At 49.1% G+C, this 26,457-nt stretch carries 25 protein-coding genes; 7 read left to right on the top strand and 18 right to left on the bottom strand.

Annotated features, from left to right (window positions below; all coding sequences use genetic code 11):
* Nucleotides 1-38: 38 nt before the first annotated feature.
* Nucleotides 39-284 carry a carboxypeptidase-like regulatory domain-containing protein gene (locus tag AC23NW_RS28020; RefSeq protein WP_487453717.1) on the bottom strand — a complete coding sequence of 82 codons (246 nt, stop codon included), beginning with the start codon at nt 282-284 and terminating at the stop codon, nt 39-41.
* Nucleotides 285-766: 482 nt separating this feature from the next.
* Between AC23NW_RS28020 and AC23NW_RS28015 the strand changes: the two genes are divergently transcribed.
* On the top strand, nt 767-1,105 hold the full coding sequence (locus AC23NW_RS28015; RefSeq protein WP_487453716.1) for a hypothetical protein: 339 nt from the start codon (nt 767-769) through the stop codon (nt 1,103-1,105).
* Here AC23NW_RS28015 and AC23NW_RS28010 read toward each other — a convergent pair.
* Nucleotides 1,098-1,823: a LytR/AlgR family response regulator transcription factor gene (locus tag AC23NW_RS28010; protein WP_487453715.1), complete on the bottom strand. Its 726-nt coding sequence runs from the start codon at nt 1,821-1,823 to the stop codon at nt 1,098-1,100. The two genes, AC23NW_RS28015 and AC23NW_RS28010, sit on opposite strands and share 8 nt — an antisense overlap.
* Before the next feature lie 457 nt (nt 1,824-2,280).
* On the opposite strand from AC23NW_RS28010, the gene AC23NW_RS28005 reads away from it, so the two are divergent.
* Complete coding sequence (locus tag AC23NW_RS28005) at nt 2,281-2,730, top strand: hypothetical protein (protein ID WP_487453714.1); 450 nt, start codon at nt 2,281-2,283, stop codon at nt 2,728-2,730.
* Here AC23NW_RS28005 and AC23NW_RS28000 read toward each other — a convergent pair.
* Entirely contained in the window at nt 2,719-4,806 is a 2,088-nt protein-coding gene (locus AC23NW_RS28000; RefSeq protein ID WP_487453713.1) for a tetratricopeptide repeat-containing sensor histidine kinase, read from the bottom strand. The genes AC23NW_RS28005 and AC23NW_RS28000 overlap by 12 nt on opposite strands.
* A 183-nt stretch (nt 4,807-4,989) precedes the next feature.
* Between AC23NW_RS28000 and AC23NW_RS27995 the strand changes: the two genes are divergently transcribed.
* On the top strand, nt 4,990-5,157 hold the full coding sequence (locus AC23NW_RS27995; protein ID WP_487453711.1) for a hypothetical protein: 168 nt from the start codon (nt 4,990-4,992) through the stop codon (nt 5,155-5,157).
* A gap of 513 nt (nt 5,158-5,670) precedes the next feature.
* Nucleotides 5,671-8,181: a right-handed parallel beta-helix repeat-containing protein gene (locus AC23NW_RS27990; RefSeq protein WP_487453710.1), complete on the top strand. Its 2,511-nt coding sequence runs from the start codon at nt 5,671-5,673 to the stop codon at nt 8,179-8,181.
* Nucleotides 8,182-8,415: 234 nt separating this feature from the next.
* On the opposite strand, the gene AC23NW_RS27985 is transcribed toward AC23NW_RS27990, so the two are convergent.
* The 6 genes from AC23NW_RS27985 to AC23NW_RS27960 all read right to left on the bottom strand — a co-directional run bounded on the left by AC23NW_RS27985 (nt 8,416) and on the right by AC23NW_RS27960 (nt 13,274).
* A complete protein-coding gene (locus AC23NW_RS27985) occupies nt 8,416-10,656 on the bottom strand; it encodes a CocE/NonD family hydrolase (RefSeq protein ID WP_487453709.1) in 2,241 nt (746 codons plus the stop codon).
* A gap of 618 nt (nt 10,657-11,274) precedes the next feature.
* Nucleotides 11,275-11,589 carry a hypothetical protein gene (locus AC23NW_RS27980; RefSeq protein ID WP_487453707.1) on the bottom strand — a complete coding sequence of 105 codons (315 nt, stop codon included), beginning with the start codon at nt 11,587-11,589 and terminating at the stop codon, nt 11,275-11,277.
* Nucleotides 11,546-11,734 (bottom strand): hypothetical protein, encoded by a 189-nt coding sequence (locus AC23NW_RS27975; RefSeq protein ID WP_487453705.1) that lies wholly within the window; start codon nt 11,732-11,734, stop codon nt 11,546-11,548. The genes AC23NW_RS27980 and AC23NW_RS27975 overlap by 44 nt, the downstream gene beginning before the upstream one ends.
* Before the next feature lie 50 nt (nt 11,735-11,784).
* The gene (locus AC23NW_RS27970; protein ID WP_487453745.1) at nt 11,785-12,642 is read right to left on the bottom strand and encodes a polysaccharide pyruvyl transferase family protein; all 858 of its coding nucleotides are present in this window, start codon (nt 12,640-12,642) and stop codon (nt 11,785-11,787) included.
* Nucleotides 12,643-12,714: 72 nt separating this feature from the next.
* Nucleotides 12,715-12,948 (bottom strand): hypothetical protein, encoded by a 234-nt coding sequence (locus AC23NW_RS27965; RefSeq protein ID WP_487453703.1) that lies wholly within the window; start codon nt 12,946-12,948, stop codon nt 12,715-12,717.
* On the bottom strand, nt 12,945-13,274 hold the full coding sequence (locus tag AC23NW_RS27960; RefSeq protein WP_487453702.1) for a hypothetical protein: 330 nt from the start codon (nt 13,272-13,274) through the stop codon (nt 12,945-12,947). The genes AC23NW_RS27965 and AC23NW_RS27960 overlap by 4 nt, the downstream gene beginning before the upstream one ends.
* Nucleotides 13,275-13,317: 43 nt before the next feature.
* Between AC23NW_RS27960 and AC23NW_RS27955 the strand changes: the two genes are divergently transcribed.
* The gene (locus AC23NW_RS27955) at nt 13,318-13,689 is read left to right on the top strand and encodes a winged helix-turn-helix transcriptional regulator (RefSeq protein WP_487453700.1); all 372 of its coding nucleotides are present in this window, start codon (nt 13,318-13,320) and stop codon (nt 13,687-13,689) included.
* A 393-nt stretch (nt 13,690-14,082) separates the two neighbouring features.
* Complete coding sequence (locus AC23NW_RS27950; RefSeq protein WP_487453698.1) at nt 14,083-16,458, top strand: choice-of-anchor Q domain-containing protein; 2,376 nt, start codon at nt 14,083-14,085, stop codon at nt 16,456-16,458.
* A gap of 212 nt (nt 16,459-16,670) precedes the next feature.
* Here AC23NW_RS27950 and AC23NW_RS27945 read toward each other — a convergent pair whose 3' ends face one another.
* From AC23NW_RS27945 to AC23NW_RS27905, 9 genes are all read right to left on the bottom strand, one after another.
* Entirely contained in the window at nt 16,671-17,147 is a 477-nt protein-coding gene (locus tag AC23NW_RS27945) for a DUF3237 domain-containing protein (RefSeq protein WP_487453696.1), read from the bottom strand.
* Nucleotides 17,148-17,238: 91 nt separating this feature from the next.
* The gene (locus tag AC23NW_RS27940) at nt 17,239-17,673 is read right to left on the bottom strand and encodes a hypothetical protein (protein WP_487453695.1); all 435 of its coding nucleotides are present in this window, start codon (nt 17,671-17,673) and stop codon (nt 17,239-17,241) included.
* Between the two features lie 80 nt (nt 17,674-17,753).
* Nucleotides 17,754-20,552 carry an ATP-binding protein gene (locus AC23NW_RS27935; RefSeq protein ID WP_487453693.1) on the bottom strand — a complete coding sequence of 933 codons (2,799 nt, stop codon included), beginning with the start codon at nt 20,550-20,552 and terminating at the stop codon, nt 17,754-17,756.
* Between the two features lie 288 nt (nt 20,553-20,840).
* Nucleotides 20,841-22,067, bottom strand: a complete 1,227-nt coding sequence (locus AC23NW_RS27930; protein WP_487453691.1) for a sensor histidine kinase — start codon at nt 22,065-22,067, stop codon at nt 20,841-20,843.
* A gap of 65 nt (nt 22,068-22,132) precedes the next feature.
* Nucleotides 22,133-22,408, bottom strand: a complete 276-nt coding sequence (locus tag AC23NW_RS27925) for a hypothetical protein (protein WP_487453689.1) — start codon at nt 22,406-22,408, stop codon at nt 22,133-22,135.
* A 223-nt stretch (nt 22,409-22,631) separates the two neighbouring features.
* Entirely contained in the window at nt 22,632-23,252 is a 621-nt protein-coding gene (locus AC23NW_RS27920) for a pyridoxamine 5'-phosphate oxidase family protein (protein WP_487453688.1), read from the bottom strand.
* Nucleotides 23,253-23,274: 22 nt separating this feature from the next.
* Nucleotides 23,275-23,475 (bottom strand): hypothetical protein, encoded by a 201-nt coding sequence (locus tag AC23NW_RS27915; protein ID WP_487453686.1) that lies wholly within the window; start codon nt 23,473-23,475, stop codon nt 23,275-23,277.
* Nucleotides 23,476-23,558: 83 nt separating this feature from the next.
* Nucleotides 23,559-24,119, bottom strand: coding sequence for a TetR/AcrR family transcriptional regulator (locus AC23NW_RS27910; RefSeq protein ID WP_487453684.1), 561 nt, complete (start codon nt 24,117-24,119; stop codon nt 23,559-23,561).
* 210 nt (nt 24,120-24,329) lie between these two features.
* Nucleotides 24,330-24,797, bottom strand: coding sequence for a hypothetical protein (locus AC23NW_RS27905; protein WP_487453682.1), 468 nt, complete (start codon nt 24,795-24,797; stop codon nt 24,330-24,332).
* 334 nt (nt 24,798-25,131) lie between these two features.
* Between AC23NW_RS27905 and AC23NW_RS27900 the strand changes: the two genes are divergently transcribed.
* Nucleotides 25,132-26,424, top strand: a complete 1,293-nt coding sequence (locus tag AC23NW_RS27900; RefSeq protein ID WP_487453680.1) for a polysaccharide pyruvyl transferase family protein — start codon at nt 25,132-25,134, stop codon at nt 26,422-26,424.
* Nucleotides 26,425-26,457 lie beyond the last annotated feature (33 nt).

The raw sequence follows: 26,457 nt of genomic DNA, 5'->3' as shown, positions 1-26,457 counted from the left end.
CCTGCCAGCAATTCAACCGTCAGGCTGGTTTGTCCCGTTTACGTAATTTCCTGTGATTGGTAACCAAGGTAAGAAAATGTCAGCACATCGGCCGGCTGTAAGCCAGAGACGGTAAACGTGCCCGTGGCGTTGGTGAGCGTGCCCGCCTGTTTACGCTTTACCTGTACGGTAGCCCCCACAATGGGCTGATGCGTTACCTGGTCGACGACCTGACCGGTAAGTTTCTGGGCAAATGCCGTTGCGGCTGATAAGAAAAGAAATGCAATGAGTAATAACGACCGCATAGAACGGGGATTATAGTAGAAAACTTGTCAGGAATATACGGGAGAATAACTTAAACAGATGTTAGTCGGAGTGAATTAATCAATTCCCCAAGGCCCCGATCGCTGGTTTAGTTACCATGGAGGAGGCTTTATCCGTTCGTATTGACGCTCTTACCGTAAGTTTATTAACATACTACGGATTAGCTGCCTTTCGGATTTACCTGTTTTTTCAGCTGTTTCATCAGCCGGTTCTGGGGTTACACCAATTTACCATAGCTGCGTAATTAAGCCTCTTGCCGGAGCCAATACGCCGGACTTATTTTAGTACCCGTTTTCATGTGTCCATATAGCACAACCTAAAATCACCAATAATCATGGTCTGGTATAGCAGGCAGTACGCCGTAACACTCATCCGGATAAACGCTGTAGTAAGTCTCCTTTTAATAGCCGGCATACTGTGTTTTTGGCCGGCAATCGGCTTTGCCATATCCATACCGCTTTGTGTGCTGCTAAGTCTGCATGTACTGACACTGGCACTATTCTATCGGTTAGAAATCGCAGCTAACAGGGGCAATTTATGCCTTAAACTGGGCATTGGCCTTATTTCCAGAACCATACGGCTGTCAGACATTCATGCTGTCCGGGTTGTGGGTATCGGACAGGATGAGGGCTGGGGAATTAAGTCTTCCGGGAATTATATGCTTTTTTCCGTTGGCGGTGAAAACGCTCTGGAATTAACCCTTAAGGGTAATCACCAGCGTATCCGGATTGGAATGGATGATCCGGCGGCGTTTGTTGCCTTGTTTAATAAGGAATTTGTCAACAATAAATTTATTAAGTAGCCGGTTCATCATCGTCTAAATTTCCGAGTACGGTGAACAGTTTCTGCAAACCGGCTTTATACGAACCGCCAATCGGTATTTTACATTTGCCAATCCACAGGTGCTGCCGGTCATAGCCGGTAATTTTAGTGACATTGATCAGGTAAGACTTATGTACCCGTACAAACAGGTTTCCCGGCAGGGCTCGGTTGACTACAAAAAACGGCTCGCTGATTAATATCATCTGTTCACCGTTGAACACCTTACAATAAGCATCATATGCCTGAATATAGTCAACTTCAGAATACCGAAGCCGGATCATTTTACGGCCTGCCTTGAAAAAAATAGAATCTGTTTCCGTCAATGACCGGCCTTCAGCTGTGTTTTTTAGGGCACGGGTTACCGCAATCTGTAATCGCTCGTCACTAACTGGTTTTAACACAAAATCGGCTGCTTTGCCAATTTCATAACTAGCTACAGCATATTCAGGATAAGCACTGATGATTATAACGGGTGGCAGACCAAGGACCGCCTTTAACAGGGTTAACCCTGACTGGCTGGCAAGCCGTACGTCCAGAAAAATCAAATCCACTGATTTTGACTCCAATACATCAATTGCCTCTTCCAGTGTCGGGGCAACTGCAACGAGCTGTAGAAAGCTCAACGTACCAAGCTGACTGACCAGTATTTCGGCATCGGCTGTATTATCGTCAATAATTAAATAGTGGCGGATTGTCATATAAGTTGTATTAACATCTGTAATCAACTTTAAAAGTACATATTAATTTCATCTATACCTTGCCGGCATGTATGCATGCGATTAAGGTTGAATACTTTATGAATCTATTTTCGAATTTCAATACACATAAGATTACTATTTATACAAATACAGTACACTATAAAATCAAACTTGCTCAGTCTGAGGGGTAATGTTATCCTGCTTTACCCGCTGAATGGTCCATTTCACCAACTTTAGTTGTGGTTTTGCCATAAATCAGGTGTATTCCGGAAAATACAGGTAATATGCTATCAGTTTTCGTGGTTGTTTTGTCATGAACAAATTCCGGACCCTACTTGATAAAAAGTGGAACTTATACATACCGGTAAGTACTATACGCAGCGGTTTGTTATTGAAATCCACATGGTTAAAGTTGGTTCGGAATGAAACTTAGTACTGGAAACGCAGGAACCCTGACATGAACTCAACGATAAATGAATTTATTCACGCAGTTAATTTGTATCTCACTGGCCGAAGTATTGTGTTACAGGCATTATCGGAAAGCAACCTGTCATACAACGTTCTGACTGACTCCCTTAACCTCTCCCTGAACAGCCTCTCCCGGCGACGGAAGGATCCTGGTCACTGGAAACCAAACGAAATCAGCAAACTGGCTGACCTATTGGGATTATCAACCGAATTCATGGCCGGACTTTCCACGCTGGCATTCAGGCTCATGATGCTGCCTGTTTCGGTCAGAGTTCCGCTGCTCAAAGAATGCCGGATTACGCGGTTGATGCTGCTGAAACGAGGAAAAAATATCGATAACTGGCTATACCATGATCTCCAGCAGATGGCTACAGTATTACGCAGGTGGGAAGACCATCATACAATTGAGTTGTACCAACCAACGGAATCAGCATGTTAGGTCAGATTGAGCGCTTTTTACCGCAACGGTAAGACGTATACTTACCTGCGTGCCTTTTTCCGGTTTGCTGATGATCTGCAGCGCCTCCGCATCGGCTCCCAGCATTTCCCGGCAAACGCGCAGGCCAAGTCCGGTACCCTGTTCACTGGCTGTCCCCTGCCGCACCTCCGGATTACTGAAAATCCGCTCAAGATGTTCTGCCGGTATTCCGATCCCGGTATCCTGAATCGTCAGCTTAAGGTGTTCACCGGTTTGTTTGACGGATAACCTGATATAACCACCGGATGGTGTAAATTTTACGGCATTACTGATCAGGTTGCGGATAATCGCTTCAAGCTGGGTTTTATCGGCCATAATCCAGGCAGACGGAGGCACCTGATTTAAAATCCTGAGTCCCTTCTGGCTGATGGGGTCGCGTTTCTGGCTGATTACGTTATCAACAATATCAGCCAGATCCACACATTCCGGATTTACGCGCCAGCCTTTCAACTGGATATATGACCAGTCTAATAAGTTTGTAAGCAGGTTAAGCATCTGATCCGTTTGTGCCTCCAGCCTGCCGATTGGTCCTTTCGCCTCATCGGGCAGACTGCCTGCGGAGAGCAGGTTTAATTGTTTCTTCAACCGTGTAACCGGACTGCGCAGATCGTGGCTGATAAGCGAAAACAGCTTGTCTTTTGTTTTATTCAGCTCAGTTAGTTCTATAGTCTGTTTACTGATTTCCTCTTTCTGCTGAACCAGAATCAGGCCGATTTTTTTCTGTTTCCGATAGGCCAAAAAGGCAAAAATAAACACACACGACATGCACAGCAATGCGGATAAAAAGAATACCCGCTGTTGATTTACAAGCCTGAGCTGTAGCTGTGCCGTTTGACGGGCTTGCTGCTGAATCGTCAGGTTCTTTTTTAATGCGGCGATCTGCTGCTGTTTGCGTTCCAGGTCAAAATTGGCCTGGATACCGGCAATGGCTTTTTCTTTTTCCAGACCAAACAGGCTGTCTTTCAGCACCTGAGCCTGATCACTGATTTGGTACGCATCTTTAAACCGGCCTGATTGTGCTAATAAGAAGCCCTTCAGGCTCATTGCTTTCTGCTCATCCTGAAGAGACGCTATCGAATGAAAAATCCGGATGGCCTGGTTGATATGAAGTAGTGCTTCGGTGTGCTGCCGGCTTTCTTTGTAGCACCTAGCCAGTAATGAATACGTATATCCTTTATCAATGTTATAACTATCCTCATAGTGCAAACTGTGTCGTAAATACGAAATGGCTGCCTTGTATTCTTTACGATGCATGGCCAGCTCACCGAGATTAATATAGACATAACCCAGTAAGATGGGCCTGGAAAACTGTCCAGCGATCTCATAGGAGCGCCTAAAGCAACGTTCCGCTTCCTGAAACCGGTTACTCGCCCCGTAAAGCGTACCCAGATTACCAAAGGCGATAAGAACCAGGCGCTTATCCCCGCTTTTTTTACTCAATGCGAGCTGCTTCTGAAAATAGCGTTCTGAAGCAGCAAAATGATGCAAATGCAGATGAATAACGCCTAACTCAGCATGCAGCAAGGCCAGTTGCCGGGGCCATTGGTTTTGCCGGTGCTCATAGTTATTCAACAAATCCAGACAAAGACGAAGCCCTGTATCATACCGTCCGCTACTGCGGAAAGCCCTTGCTTTCACGATCAGAATTTCTAACTGTGTACTGTCGACCGGGAACGGCCGGCCAAGGGCTTCGGCTTTGTCGAGCAGGTTAATCGTCGTTTCATAATCTGTATAAAAAAGGTATTCATTACCCAGTTTCAGATAGGCCAATCGCCTTAAAATCCGGATTTTAGACGCGTCTGCCAACCGCGCCGCCTGCCGGTAATAATAAATGGCGGAATCACTGTTGTAATTGAGAAACCCGTCTCCCAGCTTAATAGCACGGTAGGCGCGAAAAGAGTCGGTTTTAGAAGCGGCAAGGGTAGCGGGGTTCCTGTCCGGTGAAAAGTGATTAGCCTGTCCGAAGGAAATGCTTACGGATAAACATACCATCCAGCACTCCAGGTGCAGGTATTTCAGTAAACGTTGAGAGTACATGTAATTTACGGGCCATCCATCATACATGACAGGCCAGACAAATATAACTCTGTTCAGGCTCTACGGCGTAACATTCAGGATTAAGATTTATTAAAACTATACTTTGCCGGTATGCCTGACGTACTGCAGGCACACCGGCTTTATGATTTACTTAGTACGTGACTACGTTCGGTGACAAATGCTATGGTTAATACCTATGCAGGTTTAGTGGTACTGCTACCTGCCGTGAGTGTGATCATGGCCGTGGTAGCACCTACCTGCGGAAACAGGTATCCGGCCATCACCCGCTCGTGTCTGGTAGTCCGGGCGCAGGTACACAATCCCGCGGGCTATACGCCTCAACCGGTGTAACGGCAAAGTCAATCGGATAAATCCTGTCAGGCTGCTGCGGTGATCAGCAGCTTGATGAGCATGCCTTTTTTACCCCGGATTTCCGGTAAAAAAAACCTGCCTGCGGTGATCTTTTACCGGACTCACATCGCCTGTCACCAGGCTTTTCCGCCTGACAAAACAGCCCGTTTTCAAAGCAGCAGAAATTCGCCTGTAAGTATACATGTATCGTGCATTCGCCGACAAATGCAACAATACACGAAGTTTTTTTTTCATTCTGACACGGAGCCAAACATTTTTGGACGAATGACTAACAACTAAGTGGAGTATGAAGGGGAACTTGCAGCCACAAACAACCCCTTTTCTGCCATGCTTTTCCGTGTGTTGCTGACCCTGCTGAGCACCTGCTGGCTGAGTGCCTGCCGACCACTTTATACCTTCGAACACCAGCGCATCAGCCGGGTATGCGCTTACTAACCGAGTTTTCTTTTGTCAGATTCAATCAATGATTTCTACTGAATACTAATACGCCGCATGAATACATTAATACGAATCCGGGCCATCGGCCTGTTTTGTTGTCTGCTGCTCACGCACTGGGCTTTTAGCCAGACCACCCGCTACGTTTCCACAACGGGCATCACGCCGGCCGCCTCCGCTACCAGCTGGGCGACGAGCACCACCGATTTACAAGGCGCCATTGACGCCAGCCAGCCCGGCGATCAGGTCTGGGTGGCTCAGGGTACCTACAGACCTGCCAGCGGGAGTAGTTTCTCGATGCTACCGGGCGTGGCCATCTATGGGGGCTTTGCGGGGGGCGAAACGGTTCTCAGCCAGCGCCCGTCCGTCAACCCGGTAACGACGGAAGGCCGCCCCGGTCATCCATCCAATACCACGCTGGCAGGCAATGGCAGCCGGGTAATCAACAACCCCGCCAGTTTGAGCCTGACGAGATCGGCCGTGCTGGATGGCTTTGTGATTACAGGAGGGGGCAGTGTCGATCTTGGGGGAGGTATGTACAACAATGGCAGCAGCCCGACCCTGACCAACTGCTCCTTTCAGGGCAATCAGGCTACGGGGGGCTCTGTCAACTACGGCGGGGCCATGTACAACGATAACAGTAGCCCGACCCTGACCAATTGCTTGTTTCAGGGCAATCAGGCTACGGGGGGCTTTGTCAACTACGGCGGGGCCATGGCCAATCTCGGCAGTAGCAACCCTGTGCTGACCAACTGCTTGTTTCAGAATAATCAGGCTACGGGTAGCTTTGGCAACTACGGCGGGGCCATGTACAATGATAGCAGCAACCCTGGGCTGACCAACTGCTCGTTTCAGGGCAATCAGACTACGGGGGGCAGTGACACTTTCAACGTCGGCGGGGCCATGTACAATGGGAATAGCAGTCCGACCCTGACCAACTGCTCGTTTCAGGGCAATCTGGCTACGGGGGGCTCTTTCAACCAAGGCGGGGCGATGTTCAATAATAACAGCAACCCGACCCTTACCAACACTGTGGTGTGGAACAATGGCAGGGAAAACACCTTTTATAATATCAGTAACAGCTCGCTCACCGCCCGCTACTCCCTCTTCGATAACACAAGCGGCGTCGACATTACGGGGCCGGGCAACCTGACCACCGCTACCTCGCCCTTTGTGTCGGCAACGTCGGTGGCGTTGGCAGCGTGCTCACCGGCCATCAATGCCGGCAATCCCGCCAGTGCTACGGCTGCCAGCGGACCTTACTCGGCCACAGCGTTACCGGCCACTGATCTGACTGGCAATGTCCGGATTTCAAACGGGCGGATCGACATGGGGGCGGTTGAGTATCAGCAGCAGAACGGAGTACCGCTGCAGATTGTACAGCAACCAGTTGCCGGTTCAATTGTGTGTGCGGGAACTACGGTTGTAATGAGTGTCAGCCTAACGGGCAATGCGCCCGCCTACCAGTGGTACCGGTCGGGCACTGCCCTGACCGGTATCGCCTGGGCCACAACCGCCAGCCTGACGCTGACCAATACGCAACTCACGGACATTGGTAGCTATTCGGTCATTATTTCGGGCGATTGTCCGTCGGTGACCTCCACCGCTTTCAGTTTGTCGGTCAATGCTCTGCCGTCAGTAACAGTAACGGCTGCGCCGTCAACAACCCTTTCCTGTACTAACCCAAGCCTGACGCTAACGGCTCAGACGTCTGCTACGGCGTTTGCCTGGAGCAGCGCGGGTAGCACGGGCCAGACCCTGCCCGTCAGTCAGACGGGTACTTACTCTGTGACGGTCACCGATGGCAACGGCTGCACGGCCGTCAGCAACAGCCAGACCATCGCACGGGACAATACCAGCCCGACGGTCAGTGTATCGGCAATCAGCAACCAGCTGACCTGTACACAACCGCAGCTGACGCTGACAGCCACGGCTTCGGTAACCGCCCTGCGGTGGTCGACCGGCCAGACCACTACCACGATCAGCGTCAGCACTGCCGGTACCTACTCGGTAACCGCGACGGGCGCCAACGGTTGTACCGTGGTGAGCAACAACCTGCCGATCACGGAGAATTTCAGCCTGCCGCCGTTTACCATCGCCTCGGCCACCGTCTGCCCCGGTCAGACCATTAACCTCACTGCCAGCGGTTGCGGCGGGCAAATCCTGTGGTCGACCGGTGCCACAACGGCCATGATCACCCTGACGGCGGGCAGCAGCACCAGCCTGCTGACGGCGACCTGTACAACGGGTGTCTGCTCCACTACCGCCAGTGGTCAGGTCGTGGTGGGCGGCATCCAGCCCCCGCCGGCGCAGATCCTGAGCTTCACCGCAGATGAGGCGGCCTGTCCGGTCCGGCTGACGGGTCGGGGCGTAGCCAGTTCATTTACCATGACGGGTCCTAAGGATTATGTCTTCAGCACCGTTTACCGCGAGGGAGCCACGCATGAGGCCATCGGGCTGAACGTGAAGCAGGCGGGCACCTATACCTTGACGGCCACCTACACCAACAGCTGCGGCACCAGCGCGCCGGTGACCAGAACGGTGACTGTGGGCCGGAACTGTCCATAATGGGGTTGACATACAAACGCTCGTTTATAGTTGTACAAAACCATGTAAAACACCCCTAAGGGTACCTTATTATTGTATTGTAATAAGTGAGTTTGGTGAGGAAATATTCAATAGAAATTTTACCTTTTTTCGCCCCTGTATGACCTGAATTTTTAAGTCATTTCAGGAATAGCCCCCCCCGGAAGTATCATTCACAACAGCGCTGGTCAGCACTGCTGTAGTGCCTGATGACCCCTATTCTTTAGTATTAAAATCAATCAGGTAAGGCTTCAGGCGATCCCCGGTTTCATTTCGAAAACTTGAACCGATCAATAACTGGTGTCGTTGATTCGGTTTCAGCTCAAGTTCAAATGAAAACGATTTTGCATCTTCCGAAAAGCCTAGTAACCTTTTCACCCTTGCCATGCTTTCTACACCCAGAGGGCCTTTCCCAAAACTATAATATCGGGTATCCATCTTTTGGGAGAAGTGTAGGGTGACCACCGATGTGCTCGTGCTAACAGTTTGAGCCCCGTTTTCGAATGGTGTAATGCCAGTCACTCCCGGTCGGTAGTCCTCAAAATTCCAGATAGATTGCCGGGCTTTTTCAGTAATGGCCCCTTCCAGCAAATCCACTTCAACAAAACTGTCGTTGAAAACAGTTTGTGTGGCCTTCACATAATCGGAAGACTTCGCTTTATAGGGATTACGGACAAATGTCTGGGGGTTCCGTGCGAATAAGGGGAAAGCCGTACTTTGGACCTGGATCATGATCCGATGCCCTTTTTTAAAGGTATGCAGCACATCCTGCAACTGAAAATGGACGGCCGTTTTCTGACCAGCGCGGAGGGGCTGCGGCTTTTCAAAGCTGTTACGAAACCGCGCGGGCATCATCTCCGAACGAACCATCTGCCAGTAATTACTCAGGGTGACGTTTTTATTGGGCATGTAGGCATGATTGGGTTCGTCCAGGGGATATACATCAATCAGTTTGACAAAGAAATCAGCATCTGTACCTGTACTGGCGATGTTTAGATACGCTTTAATTTCCCCCCCCAGGGTCACATCCTCTGACAAAGCACCGGTTTGAAACGTCAGAACGTCAGGCCGACGGCCTGCAAAGCGCTGGTCTTCACTCATGTAATTGTAAGGCGTAAAGTTCATCGTCGATGTCAAATCCTCGGTGTGAGGAACGGGCTTCATAGGATCGCTGGGATAAGATACTGACTCTATCTTTTTAGGTGGTTGCTGATCTAATGTGCCCGCTGCATTCAGGTAAAGCTTTTGCTTACGAGTACCAGCAGCGGGCCATTTATCAAACTGATTCCATTTTTTCAGACCCGTATCAAACATATACGCTTCCGGTAAACCCGTGTTGTTGCCGATGCCCTTCAAAAAATGACGAAAGAATCTGGCTTCAATCTTATTCATATAAAAGCTCGCCAGGCTATCGCCGAAATAGAGGTTACTGTGCAGGGTATGGCCGGTCTCATAAGCCCATCCACCGTGACCAAACGGCCCCATGACAATCGTGTTGTAGGTGCCGGGGCTCTTCTTCTCAATGGTCTTATATAGATTCAGTGGTCCCGACAGGTCTTCGGCATCAAACCAGCCCCCAACGGTCATAACGGCTGTTTTAAGATTGGGCTGAAAGTGCCGGAGTAAAGCTCGTTTTCGCCAGTAGTCGTCATAATTGGGATGATTCACCGTTTCCTGCCAAAAGACGTTATCTTTATAATGGGTGTCAGCAAAGCTCAGCGGGCCTTGATCCAGGTAGATTTGATAGCCATCCCGGGCCACTTTAGCCGTATTAACCGGCGGGCTATCGTACCAGGCAAATGTTGTTGTGTCTTTCTTTGGAACGCCAAACCAGGGAAATAATAAAAAATAACTCTCCAAAAAGGCCCCGTTATGATGAAAGTCATCAAAAAAGAAGTCTGAAACGGGTGCCTGCGGGCTGGATGCTTTCAGGGCGGGATGGTTACTCAGCAAACCGGCTGCTGCGTAAAACCCCGGGTAAGACATCCCCCACTGACCCACATTGCCATTATTGTTCGGGACGTGCCTGACCAACCAGTCAATGGTGTCAAAGGTATCGGTGCTTTCGTCCACGTCTGTATTACTTTTATGAACCGTTACGGGTGTCATGTTCGTAAACTGCCCTTCACTTTTGTAGCGACCCCGCACGTCCTGATAAACCATGATATACCCCTCTTTCATCATCGTCACCGATGGGCCTAGCTGGTTAGGATAGCTTTCTGTGCCATAGGGAGTAATGCCATAGCAGGTACGTTGCATTAGGATTGGATAGGTGTGGTCGGGCGTTGCTTGTTTAGGGGTATAAATAGCGGTGAATAGCCTGACACCATCGCGCATTGTAATGTACGTCTCGCTTTTAGTATAGTGCTCCCGGACATTATACACTATTTGCGCGCTTAGCTGATATGACCCCAGGAGGAGGCTGATAACAAGAAACTTGACAAAAAATTGACTCATAGGAGTTGATCTGGCTCTTATTGATTAGTAACTGGTTTACATGTCAATAAATCGCCTTTGCTGACTAACAGTAGTCAGTTACCCGCCCAAAGGGGGTAGCGATTTCGAGTGGCAACTCCCATTTTGATAAAAGGTTACAGCCTAAACTGATAAATATACTCCCCTAAGTTTAGATGGATATAACGGGCAGCTTACGTTCCGATCCGCTAAATCCGAAATTGCCCCACCTGCGTACCGGCCAGGTAAGGCCAACCTTCTGCTGTGGCAATAGAGCAGGGCTGCCTGTGCCGTGATGTCAGTAACCCATCAATTCGGCGCTCCGATTTTTCCCTGGCTTATCAGCGGTAAACGATCGGTGATGTTTGTTGTCAGCACTATACTGACAGATACTTTTGGCATTGCTTATGATTTGCAAAACCACAAGGCTGGGTTTCCGGTAAATAATCGTCAGGAGATCGGAGCGTCGAAGCGACAATAAATTTCAATTACTTTTTCGGACATAGCGCAAGCGAATACTGTTGTTTTCGCACCGCCGGGAGGCACGGAGCAATAGTACACTTTCTTGATGCTATGTCCTTTTTTTATTCCATTAAGCCCGATTCATACAACTTACCTTAATCAGGTCAGTTTTTTCAGTGGTACAAACACGGCGTTATAGCGTTGTTTAACCAAATCCATCGATGCCTTCACCCGATTCCGGGCTTTGGCATAATCCGCATGAACGCTCATTAGCCGCCCGGCGATCTGTTCACCTGTCACGTCATTGATCTCAAAGGTCCAATCGGTTAGTTGCAGGTCATAGTACATCTGCCCCTTAATGGTATCCTCCGGCTGACGCAGATAAAAAGCCGGGGTGCCGTTGGTCAGGGCAATGATGGGCGAGTGACACTCAAAGCTCAGTACGCAGGGCCAGGAGGCCGGGTGTGTGGGCAATATCGCCAATGTTTACATCCTGCCAACCCGAAGTAATGAGTAGCACGGGATTCTCTTTTTTAGTGGCTTGTACCAGAAAGGGGAGCAGCGCAGCGGCTGAAACCAGACTGCTTTGTTGTATGAATTGACGGCGATTAAGGGTCATAAGATTTTCTTTTTTAGGGATGAAACTATTTAGCGGCACAGCGTATGTATTTATACCATCGCCAGTTTTTTCACTAGTGCCATTGTTTCTTTTTGGCGACTTTTGACTACATCCATCGCTTTTTGCGCTTTTACTTTGGCCGTTTTGTAATCTTTATAAATTGATAAAACGGCTCCCGTGATATCGGATGAGGGGGCTTGATCAATCTCGAAAAGCCACTCCGGTACGCCAATATCCCGAAACATCCACCCCTTTCGCCCATGTTTGAGTGAACGGGCATGAACTACCGGTACACCTAATGCAAGGCCCAAGATCAGCGAATGGGGCTCCATGCCGAACATTGTGTGCGCCCGGGCATAAACCGACATGGCTTCGTCGGCACTCCAGAAGCTTTCCCGGCATACAACTTTGGCCTTTATACGTTCGTCCAGCTGGTCGTAAAGCATCGTCCTGGCGTATTTAATTTCTTTCAACGCTTCGGGAGCAATCAGGACGTTCATGCCCGTAGTGGTGACCCAGCTGTTGATTAACTCCCTGACTTTGCCCAATCGCAGCGCATCCTGTTCCTGCTGTTCGGGTGTAGGGGCAGGATTCATCATATCCCCCTTTCCGGCAGCGTTGAGATGCGGGGTATTGGTACGAATCACCACCACCAGAAACCTGCCTTCTTCCAGGCCTGCCTGACGAAGATACGCGAGCCCCCTGGCCTCGTCCCGTACATCAATCCCAAAACACCCGTCGGGCCCGAATTCGATGATTGGCGTTTTGAACTTGTTTTCTTTCAGAAACTTAACTGATTCGTTATCACGACAATAGATAAAAGACGCCCGACTCAGTACATCACGGTAAAGCGATAGCGAAGGGGGCGCAAACTTATCAAAAGACTGGCCGTAGAGCCCGAAAGGAATATCGTTTTCGATGCAATACTAAAAAGGGGCAAGATTGGCCATCGTCCCGGTCCATTCATAATTGAATAAGCCTTAGTTCATCGACATGCCTGAATTATGAATATAAATGTCGGCTTGCCCGAAAGCCGTTTTCAGGTCTCCCTGTAAGCCTTCGTCCTGGTTGAAAAAAGCCCCGTGAACGATTTTTACTTTCGGGAAATTTCTGGCAATCAATGCCTCGGTGACGGGACGGGGTGTCCATGTCAAAAAGCCAATCGCCGGGGCCAATGTCCCGCCACATATACCCTTTACTGGTTTGTTCGTCAAACCGGCAAAAAATGGCTGGAATCCCCTGAGCAATACACATAATGGGCGAGTGCATTTCCAGGCCAAATAAGCCTGCCGAACGACTGTACGTACTCACGGCTTCGTCGGTAAGCCAATATGTTGATGCTTTGTTTTTTGGAAGGCAGCTCCCACCAGGGCGAAAACCGTAATTGAGGAATCGTACACAAAAACTTTCCTGTTTCGAGAACGTGTTCGCGCAAAAAAGTATCGGCAGCCTGGTCATTTCTGACATCCACGGCAAAGGCCCCATCGGGGCAAAATTCCATGATCGGGCAGCTGACGCACTGTTTTTTGGCAAAAGCCATTGATACAGAGTCCCGGAAGTAAGCAAACTGCGCTTTGGTCAGGATGTCTATGTCAAGAGGACTCACTTTTTGCCGATCCTCCGGAAAGCCATATACGCAACGCCAAGAAGTACAGGCGTTACAGGATACGATTTATGTGATCGGGGGTAAATGGAAGCTTCCAATTATTAATTCGATTTGCAACGGCAATAAACGCTTTCGGGAAATCCAACGAAGTATACCCGGTATTACCACCCGGATGCTCTCCAGAGAGTTGAAAGAGATGGAGCTTAATGGTCTGATTCGCCGGACTGTTATTCCGACAATACCGGTTGGGGTAGAATATACCTCGACAGAATATTGTCAGTCATTTGGTTCGATTATTCTGGAAATGATCAAGTGGGGGAAACAGCACCAGGAACAGATGAAACGTTGAATCAGCATATACTCAGCAGCACATACGTGCAGGGAAGTTTTAACTATTGATCATATCAGAAATTCTTTTGGCACAGCAAACCTTTTACTTATAATATTCTATTGAATATCAGTAAATTAATAAAAAGTACATAAACATACTAGTTGTAGGACAGAGAGCTTATATAGTTTTAATTGCATTTACAAGTAATATACTGACCTAAATAGCAACTAATATAGTTATGTTATAGTGTCTATATACTTGATAGGCAACTAATAGGTATGTATTTTTACTTACTTTTCTGCTAACATAGTCTGTAAAATAACGGCCTGTCAGATTTACAAAAAAACTTTTGTCATTCATGAGGAAACAGTTACCATTCATTCCGCCTTTAAGCCTTCAAATCCTGAATCAATGAAAAAATACGTTTACCTGTTTTGCATTCTTATCCTTTCATCTGTAACCTGCGCGCAAACGACCTATGTAGTCAGTAGTGCAGCAGACTCAGGTCCTAACACGTTACGGGAGGCCATTTCACGGATCAACAGCGGAACAGATGCCGCGCCTTACACCGTTGCCTTTTCTACTGCCGGTCCGGTCACGCTGACAGCTGCCCTGCCGGCAATCACTCGATCCTGTACGATAACGGGGTTCAGCACGCTTACACCTGCCACCGCTACCGGCGGCACCCTCATTGAGCGTTTGGGTACAGCCGGAAATTTCCGTATTTTATCGTTTAACGGAACCGGCATAACCGTCTATTTACAGGATCTGGTGCTACAGGGCGGTGCAGCAGGCAGTGGTGAAGGCGGGGCTTTATATGTGAATGCCACTGGCGGTAATGTGACCATCAACCGCTGTCTGATCCGTAATTCCACCGCTATTTCCGGGGGTGGGGCAAGAGTAATTTCAGGTACGCTTACTTTATCTGACTGCCAGTTTGCCAACAATACGGCTACAACTATATCAAATTCCGATGTTATATATGGGGGGGCTCTGGCAATTAACGGTTCTACCTTTACTGCAAACCGATGTACGTTTACCGGAAACAGCGCAAAATATGGAGGTGCGTTGGATTCTTACGCTACCAATGCAACGATGGCAAACTGCACATTTACCGGCAACAGTTCGACCTTTGGTGGCATTTGTATATACCTGAACTCCGGAACCGCTATGGATGTTATTCATTGTAGTTTTATCCGGAATCTTAGTGGGGAAATGGTTCTGATTCTGGATGGGGCAAGGGCACGGTTAGTCAATTGTGTCATGGCTGGAAACCAGAATCGTAATCTTTTTACGGCAGCATCGAAACCGACTACTTTGGGTGGAAATGTTAGTGATAATGCTGATGATAGCCGCACGCTGACAGATCCGACCGACAGAACAGGCCTGCGTCTTTTCGCCGGACCTCTGCAACAGAATCCTGGCGGGCTCGTTGCTACATGTAGCATCGGCGATTGCAGTCCGGCAAAAGATGCGGGTGTTGCGTCTTCCACAGCAGTAACTATACCAACATCGGACGCCAACAATAAGCTCCGAATCGGCGCCCCTGATGCAGGTGCTTTTGAAGTACAGGTGCCAACTTCCGTCAGCCTGACTGCCGGTAACAGCGGGACTATAACCTGCGTGAATCAGGTACTAACGGCATCTTTAAGTGGCGGTACCAGCGGAACCTATGTATTTGCAGGGCCCGGTCTGAGTACAACAACAATCAGTACCACAGCTATCGCCAGTCAGGCAGGGACCTATACCGTTACTGTCACTAGTGCCGAGGGTTGTACTGCTTCTGCCACCACGTCTGTTTTCGTCGATACGGCTTCGCCCGGTGTAAGCTTATCGGTGTCCAATAGCGGCATAATTACCTGTAGCACACAAGCCGTAACGCTGACAGCCGGCAGCCCGACCGCCGGGAGCAGTTTCAGCTTTACCAGTCCGGGCGGAGCGGTCCAGACCACAAACCTACTCACGGTCAATACAACGGGAATTTATTCTGTAACAGCGACGAATCCGCAGAATGGCTGTGTCAGCTCGACAACTGCCACCGTTACAAGCAGCACCGAAGTGCCGGGAGTCAGCCTGACCGCGACGAACGGAGGGGTACTTGTCTGCGGAACCCAGACGCTGACCTTAACGGCAGGAAGTCCGACAAACGGAGTCTCCTACAGTTTCACCGGTACCAATCCGTTTACAACATCAGGTAATTCCATTATTGTTGCCGCGACAGGGCAATACTCCGTAAGCGCCATTAATCCGGCAACCGGCTGTTTTAGTACAACATCGCTGACTGTAAGTGAAAATCTGATCCCGCCCGGTCCTGTTTCGATAAGCCAGGGCGGTGCTATTGGCTGCGGACCGAACAGCGTGACGCTGTCAGCCAGTGCTGCGGGGGCGGTAAGCTATACGCTCTTACCTGCAAACCAGAGTGGTGCCAGCGGTCAGTTTGTGGTCACCTCAACCGGTACCTACACCATACTTGCAGCCAATGGTACGGGAGCGGGCTGCCAGTCGTACGGCACGGCTACCGTCAATCAGGGAGTGGGTGCAGTGGCAGGTCCTATTTCAATGTCCGGTCAGCCCAATGCCGCCAATCCGGGACGTTTAGCTGCCACCGGCACCGGATCCCGCTTCGTTTTTACGGGACCCAACGGATATGTATTTTCGGCTGTATACCGGTCTTCCGGTACGTACAATGTCATTGCCAACGGCATCATCGCCCCCGGCGTTTATACGCTGACTGTATACGGTACGGAAGGCTGCCCGCCGGCCACCAGCAGCATTACGGTGCAGTAGACGCACGGTTCTGTATTGCAAAAAAGCACTTCCCGGATAACAGGTGAAGTGCTTTTTTGTAATATGCTTTATAAAGCTGAAACCTACTGTCAGGAAAAGTCCTGCAGTGCTGACGGAGTTTTATCCGGCTTGTGCTTCGTTAACAGAATGTTCAGGCTGTACCTATAACAGCCTGAAGAGCAGGCCAAAGAAGCGTCCATGCGTTTACACCGCTATTTGATCTGATAAACTGAGTAGGAAACACCATTCGGATCAACTTCACCCACACCAATTGACAGCGTACGGTTTAGCCAACCATATTTCTCGGAAGCCGTTTCACAAAAGGGTGCAATGCGAAAATAGTACGCCGACCAGTCAACGGCTTCTCCTGACATGAGCTTAGTCTCTAACGAAGGTGTGTGGTACAAGAGCCCCTGATACGTAATAAAAATCAGGGAGTCATCGTCGGTCTTCAGCGTAAGTCGCACATCGAGTATCCCTGTTCCGTCGGGACGTACCAGAAAGGAGTCACTACCACCAGGTAAAACAGTACCCTGTAACTGTGGGCCTTTAAACCATCCACCTTTGATGGGGTAAAGCCGACGATGGCCGGCCGGTGTATCACCAATAATCTGTAAATCGAGATCGACCCGGATTTCCATCAGAAATTCGGTTGATAGCGCTTTTTGGCTCGCTTGCTGCGTTTCCATTTTAGTTAGTTTTAATAAATCGATAAGGGAGTTTTATTATTTATATGAGGCACTAACAGGTTTTGCATCGCCCATTAACGTTTTTTGGGATCTACTCTCTCCGGCCATCGAGAGCTGTGGCCTGGTAGCCCGCCATTTTCCAAGCGCCCTGCTGCCAGACAAACAGTTGTGTGCAAAAATCTTTTTGTGTAAATGAAGTACCATCCTTCCGGCGATAGACCGAAAAAATAATGCCGGTCATAACGCCCGTCGAACCATATTGCCGGATAAGAAGGTCTTCATAGCTGCGCTTTTCGCAGACGAACTCCCGGAACATTTTTTTGTGGTCGTTCAATGATACTCGTTTTCCATTGGCTCCGATTGACACAAAATCAGCGGTACATTCTTTTTCAAAGAAGGTATCCGGACTTTTCAGAAAAATACTGATCACCTTGTGAAAAGTTTCTTCCGTAAAACGAGGAATGTTCTGAGCCCACAGGCAGGAGCTCATCAGCGCGAAAGCCACGGTAAGCAATACACGGTTCATGGTATGATTTCAGGGATTAAGTTCCCTGCAAACTTCCGAAACCGAAACCGGAAGGGCCTCCTCTTTTGGGGCAAATACGGTCAATTTTGGGGCAGTATACGTTTATTCCGCACACTAGCCTGTCCGATATACTCGCTTGGCGTCTGATGGTATACTTCCTTAAAGCACTGACTGAAGTAATTAGGGGTTTCAAATCCCACCTGATAGGCAGTTTCCGCAACCGAATATCCTTCTTTCAGGAAACCGGTTGCTTTACTAAGCCGGTACCGCCGGATGAGTTCGTTCGGTACCAGTTGTGTAAGGCGCTGCGTTTTGCGGTACAACGTTTTGCGGTTCACTGCGAGTTGATCAGCCAGCCATTCTACATTTAGCCGGGGATCATTCAGGTGTTGGTCAAGCAGGTTATACACCCGCTGCAGAAAAATATCCTGAACCGGCCCGGGTTCGTCCGACACGCTTAACTGCTGTCGGAAATGCTCCCGCATGGTTTGCTGCAACAACAGTTGGTTAGATACCCTTAGTTTTACTTCTTCGAGGGAGAACGGTTTGGCAATATAGTCGATAGCCCCGCTCCGCAGTCCGTCGAGTTTACTAATACCGTCAACTTTGGCAGTAAGCAGGATAACTGCAATATGGTCGGTGGTATCATTGGATTTAATGCGCTTGGTCAGAGCAAAACCATCCAGCAAAGGCATCATAATATCCGAAATTATGACATCAGGTAATTCAGTGCGGGCAAGGTGCCATCCCTCCTCCCCATCGGCCGCCATCAGGACACGGTAACAGGTCCGGAGTTCGGTAACCAAAAATGACCGGAGTTCGGGATTGTCTTCTACTACCAGAACCAGAGGTGTATCTTCATCGGAGAGGTCTGCCTTAATCGCAGGCTCTGCCCCTAACGGGAAAGCTGCCATCAGGTCCGGATTTACAGCCGGAGCCGTCACAATACCATCTGCTTCAGCCGGACGTATTGGCAGGCTAATCAGAAATGTAGTTTCGCCCGGCCGGCTGCTGACGTCAATATTGCCGCCTAGCAGGATGATCAGTTCCCGTACCAGTGATAAGCCGATACCGGTACCATCCTGAGAACGGGTAGGTGAGTTATCAATCTGGTAAAACCGGTCGAAAATTAACGGTATTTGTTCAGGAGGTATCCCAATGCCGGAATCTGTCAACCTGATCTCAGCATTGAACCCCTCCCCGAGCGGAAGAAGCCGGATAATAAGCCGGATAGTTCCGCCGGCCGGGGTGAATTTAAGTGCATTTGCCAGCAGGTTGGTTAAAATACTATCCCATTTCTCTGCGTCGAACCGCCACAGGGTTGTCAATGGCGCGGGCTGAAAAATCAGGTCTATTTGTTTTTGCTCTGCTACCGGGCGAAACAGGATCATCAGTTGCGCCACACGCTCCACAGGATTTCCGATACTTTCAACCACTGTCAGGCGCCCTTCCTCCAGTCTGGCAATATCAAGGAGTTGGTTTATGAGCCGGAGCAGCTTATGTGCATTTTGACGAACGGTTTGTAACGTGCCATAGAAGCGGTCAGGGTATTCGGCATCAGCCAGTAGTTTATCTACCGGAGCCAGGATAAGTGACAATGGTGTACGAAACTCATGGGTGATGTTTGCGAAAAAGCGCATTTTCATTTCATCGACAACCCTGGCCTGCAGCGCTTCACGTTGCTGACTTGCCTTGAGTTCCGCCATAGCATCCCTCAATTCCTGCTGTTGTTGTGTTAGGAGGGCATTTGTTAACTGCTTACGACGGTATGCCCTGTATAGCATCAGCCCGAGAAGACCAGATACTGTTAACCCGGCAAGCAACGTATACTGACGGACCCGATTGATATATGCAATCCTGACTATTTCCGCCTTTTGCACGCGCTGCTGCTCATCAAACAACACTAGCTGGGTTTGCTGTACACGTTGCCGGTTGTAAAGTGTATCCTGGGCAGCCAGCCAGATTTCCTGAAAATAAAAGGCACTATCGGGTCGATGACGCGCCTTGTAATACTTAGTAAGCAGGGAACTGGCCTCCCAGATATCCAGTGTCATGTGCACCTGACCGGCAAACCGGAGAGCAATAAGGGCATAATACCGGCATGAATCCATCTGCCCATCGTTGTAATAAAGACGAGCGAGTTTTACACAGTTATGACTGAAGGTACGGTAATTTCGCTGACGCAGGCAGACACTAAGGCTGTTCTGATAGAGCTTGATGGACGAATCTGTTTTACCGACTCTTGCATAGACACTAGCCAGCGAAGCCATCATATAGCCAAGATGAAGTTGCGTTTTACTGACAACGGCCATGTGATAGCCTGCTCTTGCATACCAGCGGGCTGAATCTAACCGGTTTAGTCCTTCGTATGCATTGGCTAAATGGGCATAAACGAACTGCGGCCATTCATTTGTCTTTAGTTTACCGGCTTTAGCAACCAATAAATATTGCCGTGCCTTCTCATAATCGCCATAAAGAACATACATATAGCCGATCGAACGAAAAATATCCGCCTCTTCTGAAGTGTTAGCATATTTCTGAGCGATAGTGAGGGCTTTAAACAGAAGCGCTAATGACCGGGCGTAATTCCCCTGATTCATATAAACGTACCCCAGATTTTTCAAGGCATTTGCCTCACGTTCCGGCTGGCAGGACTCTTGCGCGAGCCGTACATACCACTTCCCGTAAAAAAGGGCTGAATCATTATTAATTTCTTCGTAACTATTTACCAGAAACGGAAGTATACGCAGACGGACAGCGTCCTCCCTTGCCCGAAGAAGCGCCTTTCGCAGGCTATCAACCGGTTTCTGTTGAGCCCAGGCGGTCAGGCCCAAAAGTAAAATTAAGCCAGTGCACAGATATCGCCAGGTACGAATCATAAATGGAAGTTTAACACCGGAGCCTGGACAGGCGCTTAAAGCTACTCATTAAACCCTTGGATTCCAATAAGGTAGTAATGAAGATATAATTAGCTTCCATCGTCTATTTCCCGTCTGAATTCTACCCTGAATTCTTGAGAAACGTATGTACTGAATCCAGGTCTACCAGATCAAGTTCTATAACAGGAGGCCAGAAAGAAGCCCAAGGTTGCACGTCATCAAAAAAGCCTCCTGTGAGCGATAAACTGCACCTGAGGAGAAGAAACGGAGGGCTTATGGCCCCTCCGGTTATTCGGGCAGGAACACACTGAAAGTCGCCCCCTGACCTGGTTCACTGCGGGCACTTATCCAGCCTCCATGATTCAGGGCAACTTTCTCACAGATGGCTAATCCGATGCCTGTTCCGGCATAGTTACTCCGGCCATGTAAGCGCTGGAATACCATAAAAATGCGGTCAAGGTATTTTTCCTCAAAGCCGATTCCGTTGTCTGCCACATCAATTCGGTAATAGACTTTTGCAATCCGATGAACGTTAAAACCAGCCGGTAGTTCGTCGGCAGCTACCCTGCCAGCTACGATCTTAATCTGCGGAGGTATTCCTGGTTTGTGAAACTTCAGGGCGTTACTGACCAGGTTCTGCATCAACTGCTCCAACTGTGAAGCTTCACCGGCTAAGCGGGGTAATTCGCCCACCTCAATGACAGCTCCGGTTTCCTGAATCAGTAGCTCCAGGTTCTGGAAGACGGCATCCAGAACAGTCGTTAGTGCAACCACCTGACTGGTATTCCGTTGGGTTGAGATCCGCGAATAGATCAGTAAATCCCGGATCAGACTTGACATGCGCTGTGCAGCGCCCTGCATCCGCTCCAGAAAAGAAGCGCCTTCGCCCAGTTCAGTGCGGTATCGCTGCAGGAGGAGGTCACCGAATTGCTGAATTTTACGTAGCGGCTCCTGTAAATCATGGGACGCGATATAGGCAAACTGTTGAAGATTCTGGTTTGACCGCTTCAGGTCCTGCACCGAGTCCTCCAGTTGCCGGGTCCGTTCGGCAACCTGCCGGTCCAACTCCCCCGACTGCTGCCGTAACTGCTCCTCCCTTGCTAAAAGCGCCTGATGGGCGGCAACCTGCGCGGTAATATCAACACCTGTGGCAATGATGCCGTAAACATTCCCGCGGGCATTGCGGAGTGCCTTAAAGGAAAAATCAAAATAAACGGTTTTAATCTCTCCGTCAATCACCATTTGAGCAGGGGTATTGTCAGTAGCAAACGTTACCCCTGTCGTAAAGACCTCATCCAGAATAGCCAGAAAGGGTTGCCCTTCCATTTCGGGGATGGCTTTGGCCAACGGCAACCCGAATACATTTGCTCCTTTTCCCCATACGGCCAGCTGCGGTTCATTGGCGACGGTAATAATCATTTCCCGGCCAACGAGCAGGGCAATCGGTATAGGGGACTCCATCACCAGGGCACGGAAAATGGCTTCGTTATCGAGCGACTCAGCATCACCAATCATACAAGTGTAAAGGTAAGGCAAAGTTTGCTACCCATCATTACCCCGAAAGGTTTTCCCGATTACCCTTATTTAGTGGATTCAGCCGCCGGTAGCGCCAGTAAAACACAGTAATGCACAAATGCCGTACTATAATAACAATAAGCCCCTGACCCATAGGCGCATAAACCAGATATGCCGGGGTCGATCCTGGTGCGTACGGATGTGGCGGGGCCATATACAGTTGGCAGGTTTTTCATCTGGACACGAATGGTATCAGCTGACTGACCGGTACCGGTCTGCGCCTCACAGGAAATACGAATCACGGCCGCAAACAACCAGATTAACAGGAATGTAGACTTCATATCCGATTTATGTCAGCGCTTGCTTATAGCGTTCAGGCAAACATATCGGTTTCCGGGCTGATCATTTGTTAAGCAGTTGTTAAAGCCGGATAGAAGCCGGACCTTAAGCAGTAAACCCAATCAGCGCTTATTCCGGTAATTCAGGATAAAACGAATGTACCTTCATGTATATACGTCACTCATTAGATACAGGGACTTCCTGCTTTTTTGAAAAACCAGGAATCTAGGTGTTGCTATCCCGTTGGGTTAACTGCGCAATCTGCGCTTCCAGCCGGGCAATATGAGCCTGCATTGGGGCGATTGCTGCCTTAATCTCCTCCTGCGTATACCTTGGAACAATATGCTGAGGACAATTCCAGTCATAGGCCTCAATGTGCAGCAGGATAATGCGCTCCGTTTTATGGGGATAATCAACCGGATCGAGCTGGGCTAACAGCGCTTCCTGATCCGTTATTGACACAATCTCCGCTCTGGCATAAATCTTCAGCCGTGCCTGACGGGCGTAATCCATCAACAGCAACGAAACCTGCGGATTAGACTGGATATTACCCACCGAGATGTATTGTTTGTTCCCCTGAAAATCAGCAAATCCGATTGTCTGGCTATCGATCACACGCAGAAAGCCTTCCGGACCTCCCCTGTGTTGTACATACGGAAAACCGTTGGTGCCGATACTGGCCATATAAACGCTATCCATACGCTGAATAAAGTGGATCTCCCGCTCGGTAAGCCCGTCCACATTCGTTTGTTTTTCGAGCCGGGCATAGGCTTTACGGCTTCCGTTTTGTTCCTGTAAGGCCTTTACTACGTCGGTAAAGGCAACTGATGCATAATTGGGTGCCATGAGATTTAGTCTGAATGGATGATTACTCGACCGATTCTGTTTCGGCTGACGCTTTATCGGTTTGGGTATGTTGATCCGTCAGCACTTCGGTCAGCTGATTCAGCATCGTCATATCCCACATCGTATCTCCACATTCATCATTGACGAAAGGTTCGTCATAGGCATCATCGGCCGTACTGCTGGCTGTGACTTCTTCGCGGGTTGTTTCTGTAACGTGTAACATGGTTAATTCTAGTTTAGTAATTGAAATTACCGAACGATCGGTAAAAATAAAATCAAAAGTTATGAGTAAACAGGTTTAGTTCGTTAAAGGTCAGTAAAATCAGTTTTTATGTCCGCTAACGCTTGTGTAAACAAGGAGGGTTGCCGGAGCGTCTGGGCGAGGATTAACGAACCCTGAACCCGGATCAACGTAGATTCACCTAAACGCCTCGCCGGTTCGGGGTCGAGCCCGAAATCCTGAGCCAGATGAGCAAATGCCTCAATCCATTGATTAAACATAGCGGAGATCCGTTCGCGGAATAACTCAGCCGCCGTCCCATGAGACAAGGCCCTTAGAATACAGGCCACCTGTCCCCCTTCATACAACTGATATATCGCCGTCAGAGCGGTCGTTAACCTGGTTTCAGCCGGTAATGAGGAATACAATACTCCGGTAAGCTGCTGCTGATTCCACTCCGATACATGATCGAGTACGGCTTCTGCCATCTCCTGTTTTCCCCCCGGAAAACGATGGTATAAACTGGCTTTTTGTAAACCGGTCGCGTCGGCTAATGCTGCCATACTCGCCCCATCATAGCCAACTGAGCGAAATACATCCATGAGCCGGTCGAGGACTACATCCGTTTCAACTTTTACGTTAGCCATTTTATTTTCCTTTCTTTTATATATACCGAACGTTCGGTAAAATTTAATGGTTCATTGGAAACCAAAATAATCGTTTAAAATACCTTAGCTGGTAATCATACCACGGAGATTGGCAGTGCGCTGCTTGGAGAAGTTGGCATGTTTGGTGATAGCCCTCCGTATGGCAGGCGTATTTTACCACACGGAGGGAAGGATATACTCGGAAAGCACTTACCGGCAACCGCTGTATTCGTAGGTGGCAGAACCGGATTCATTCGTAATACCGGTAACAGTATATGTCCGTTTAGCCATCAAACCACTTTGATTGGCAGTCCGCTGATATACATAGTCGGACGTTTTAGTCAGTGTACCGGTATAATCACCGGTGCTGTTTACCGCAGAATAGAGTTCAATGCGATTCGGGGATGTATCAGGCTGTTTGTGAATCAGCGCGAACTGGAGATTCTCGGTTACCGAACTGGTATATAAGGCGGCTTTGGCCCCGTTTGCATACGACTGTATGGACGTGATTAACCCGCGGGAATCATATGCCGGGACATCGTAATTTGAGGTGGAATACGAAATCTTCGTAAGCACACAGTCATCGGGGTTTGTACTACCCGCATCCGGATCGTTTTTAGGTTGACAGGACAATAAGCCGAAAAGCAGAGCAAGTAAAGAGGTTGTGAATAATTTCATTCAGTTAGCGCGTTTTCCAAGCGCCGATAATGCCAATGAGGATCGTACAAACCTAGAAAAAAGCCTCCTTTTACGGCAGAATGCAAGGTGGACAAATTTTTCCTCGCCGCCATGATAAAAAAAGACTAAATCTTAGTGTGTAGCCTATAAATAGAAGGGGTTGCCGGGTAGAATACCTGCGGGAACCGGCTTTTGTAAACAATTTTATACATAATGCTACAATACAGCATTTACCTAATAATTCCCCTGAAATAAAACCCTGTATGGATACTGACCTGAAATGTAAACAGAGCCCGTGTCAGTAATCCGGTATACACGCCCTTATCCAACATGCATGATGCTGAACCGCAGAAATTTTATCCGAAATACACCCGCACTTGCCGGTCTTTTGCTGAATCTTCCGGCAATTGCCCGGACAGACGACAACGGGCGGCCCACTGCTAAAAAAGCAATTATACTCCGCTCATCGTGGCAAACCGTTAATATCGGCGATATCGGGCATACACCGGGCGTTCTCGCCCTACTGGAAAAATACCTGCCGGATGTAGAGGTCCGATTATGGCCGACGAGCCTCGATAACGGGGTAGAAACGTTACTGCGGCGGCGGTTTCCTAAGGTTCCTGTCATCCGGACGGCTGACGAAGTAGCGCGGGCCTTCAGCGAATGCGTCTTCCTGTTACACGGCTCCGGACCATCGTTGGTTGCCCGTAAAGATGTCGGTCGCTGGGATAAGGAAACCGGAAAACCATTCGGCGTGTATGGCATTACGTTTCCCGGCGTTTACAGTCCGGATCCGAAAGCAATGGTTACTGCCAATCCACTGGATGTCGAGCTGCTGAACAAAGCCCGTTTTGCGCTCTTCCGGGATTCCGTTTCGCTTGAGTTTGCCAGGAAGAACGGGGTTCAGAACGCGGTAATGGAATACTGTCCCGACGGCGCCTTTGCAGTGGATTTGCGAAACGATGAGGCGGCCACGTCCTTTATGCGTGCGCATGGCCTTGAGGCCGGTACATTCATGTGCGTCATTCCCAGGAACCGCTTTACGCCTTACTGGGAAATTCCGGCTAAGAAAACACCGTTCGATGAAAAGCGTAACGCCCGTAATCAGGATATGAAAGAGCACGACAATGCTCCGCTGCGGGAAGCTATTATTCAGGTGGTTAGGCAGACACCAATGAAAATCCTGATCTGCCCTGAAGACGAAACGCAGGTCCGGCTTGGCAAGGAAATCCTCTATGATAAACTGCCCGACGATGTAAAGGCCCGGGTCGTATGGCGGGATCATTACTGGATTACGGATGAAGCCGTCAGTACCTATGTCCGTTCGGCCGGATTATTTGGTCTGGAAATGCATGCGCCCATCATGTGTATCGGGAACGGAATTCCCGCCATTGTCGGACGATTTGCCGAACAAACAAGCAAGGGGTTCATGTGGAAAGACATCGGCCTTGATGACTGGTTGTTTGATATGGACAATGAGCAGGATATATCCCGCTATGTACCAACGGTACTGGCTATGGCCAGGAATCCGAAAGCGGCAAAAGCCAAAGCCGCCCGCGCCCGTAAACTTGTAGAACAACGTCAGCGCGATACAATGAGACTGGTTAACAAAAATGTAACCGGATAACGGGTGCTGATTTTTCGGTGCCCCTCTCCTATC

The organism is Arsenicibacter sp. R0_47 (genome assembly GCF_057652235.1).
This window is presented reverse-complemented; position numbering and strand designations above follow the sequence as displayed.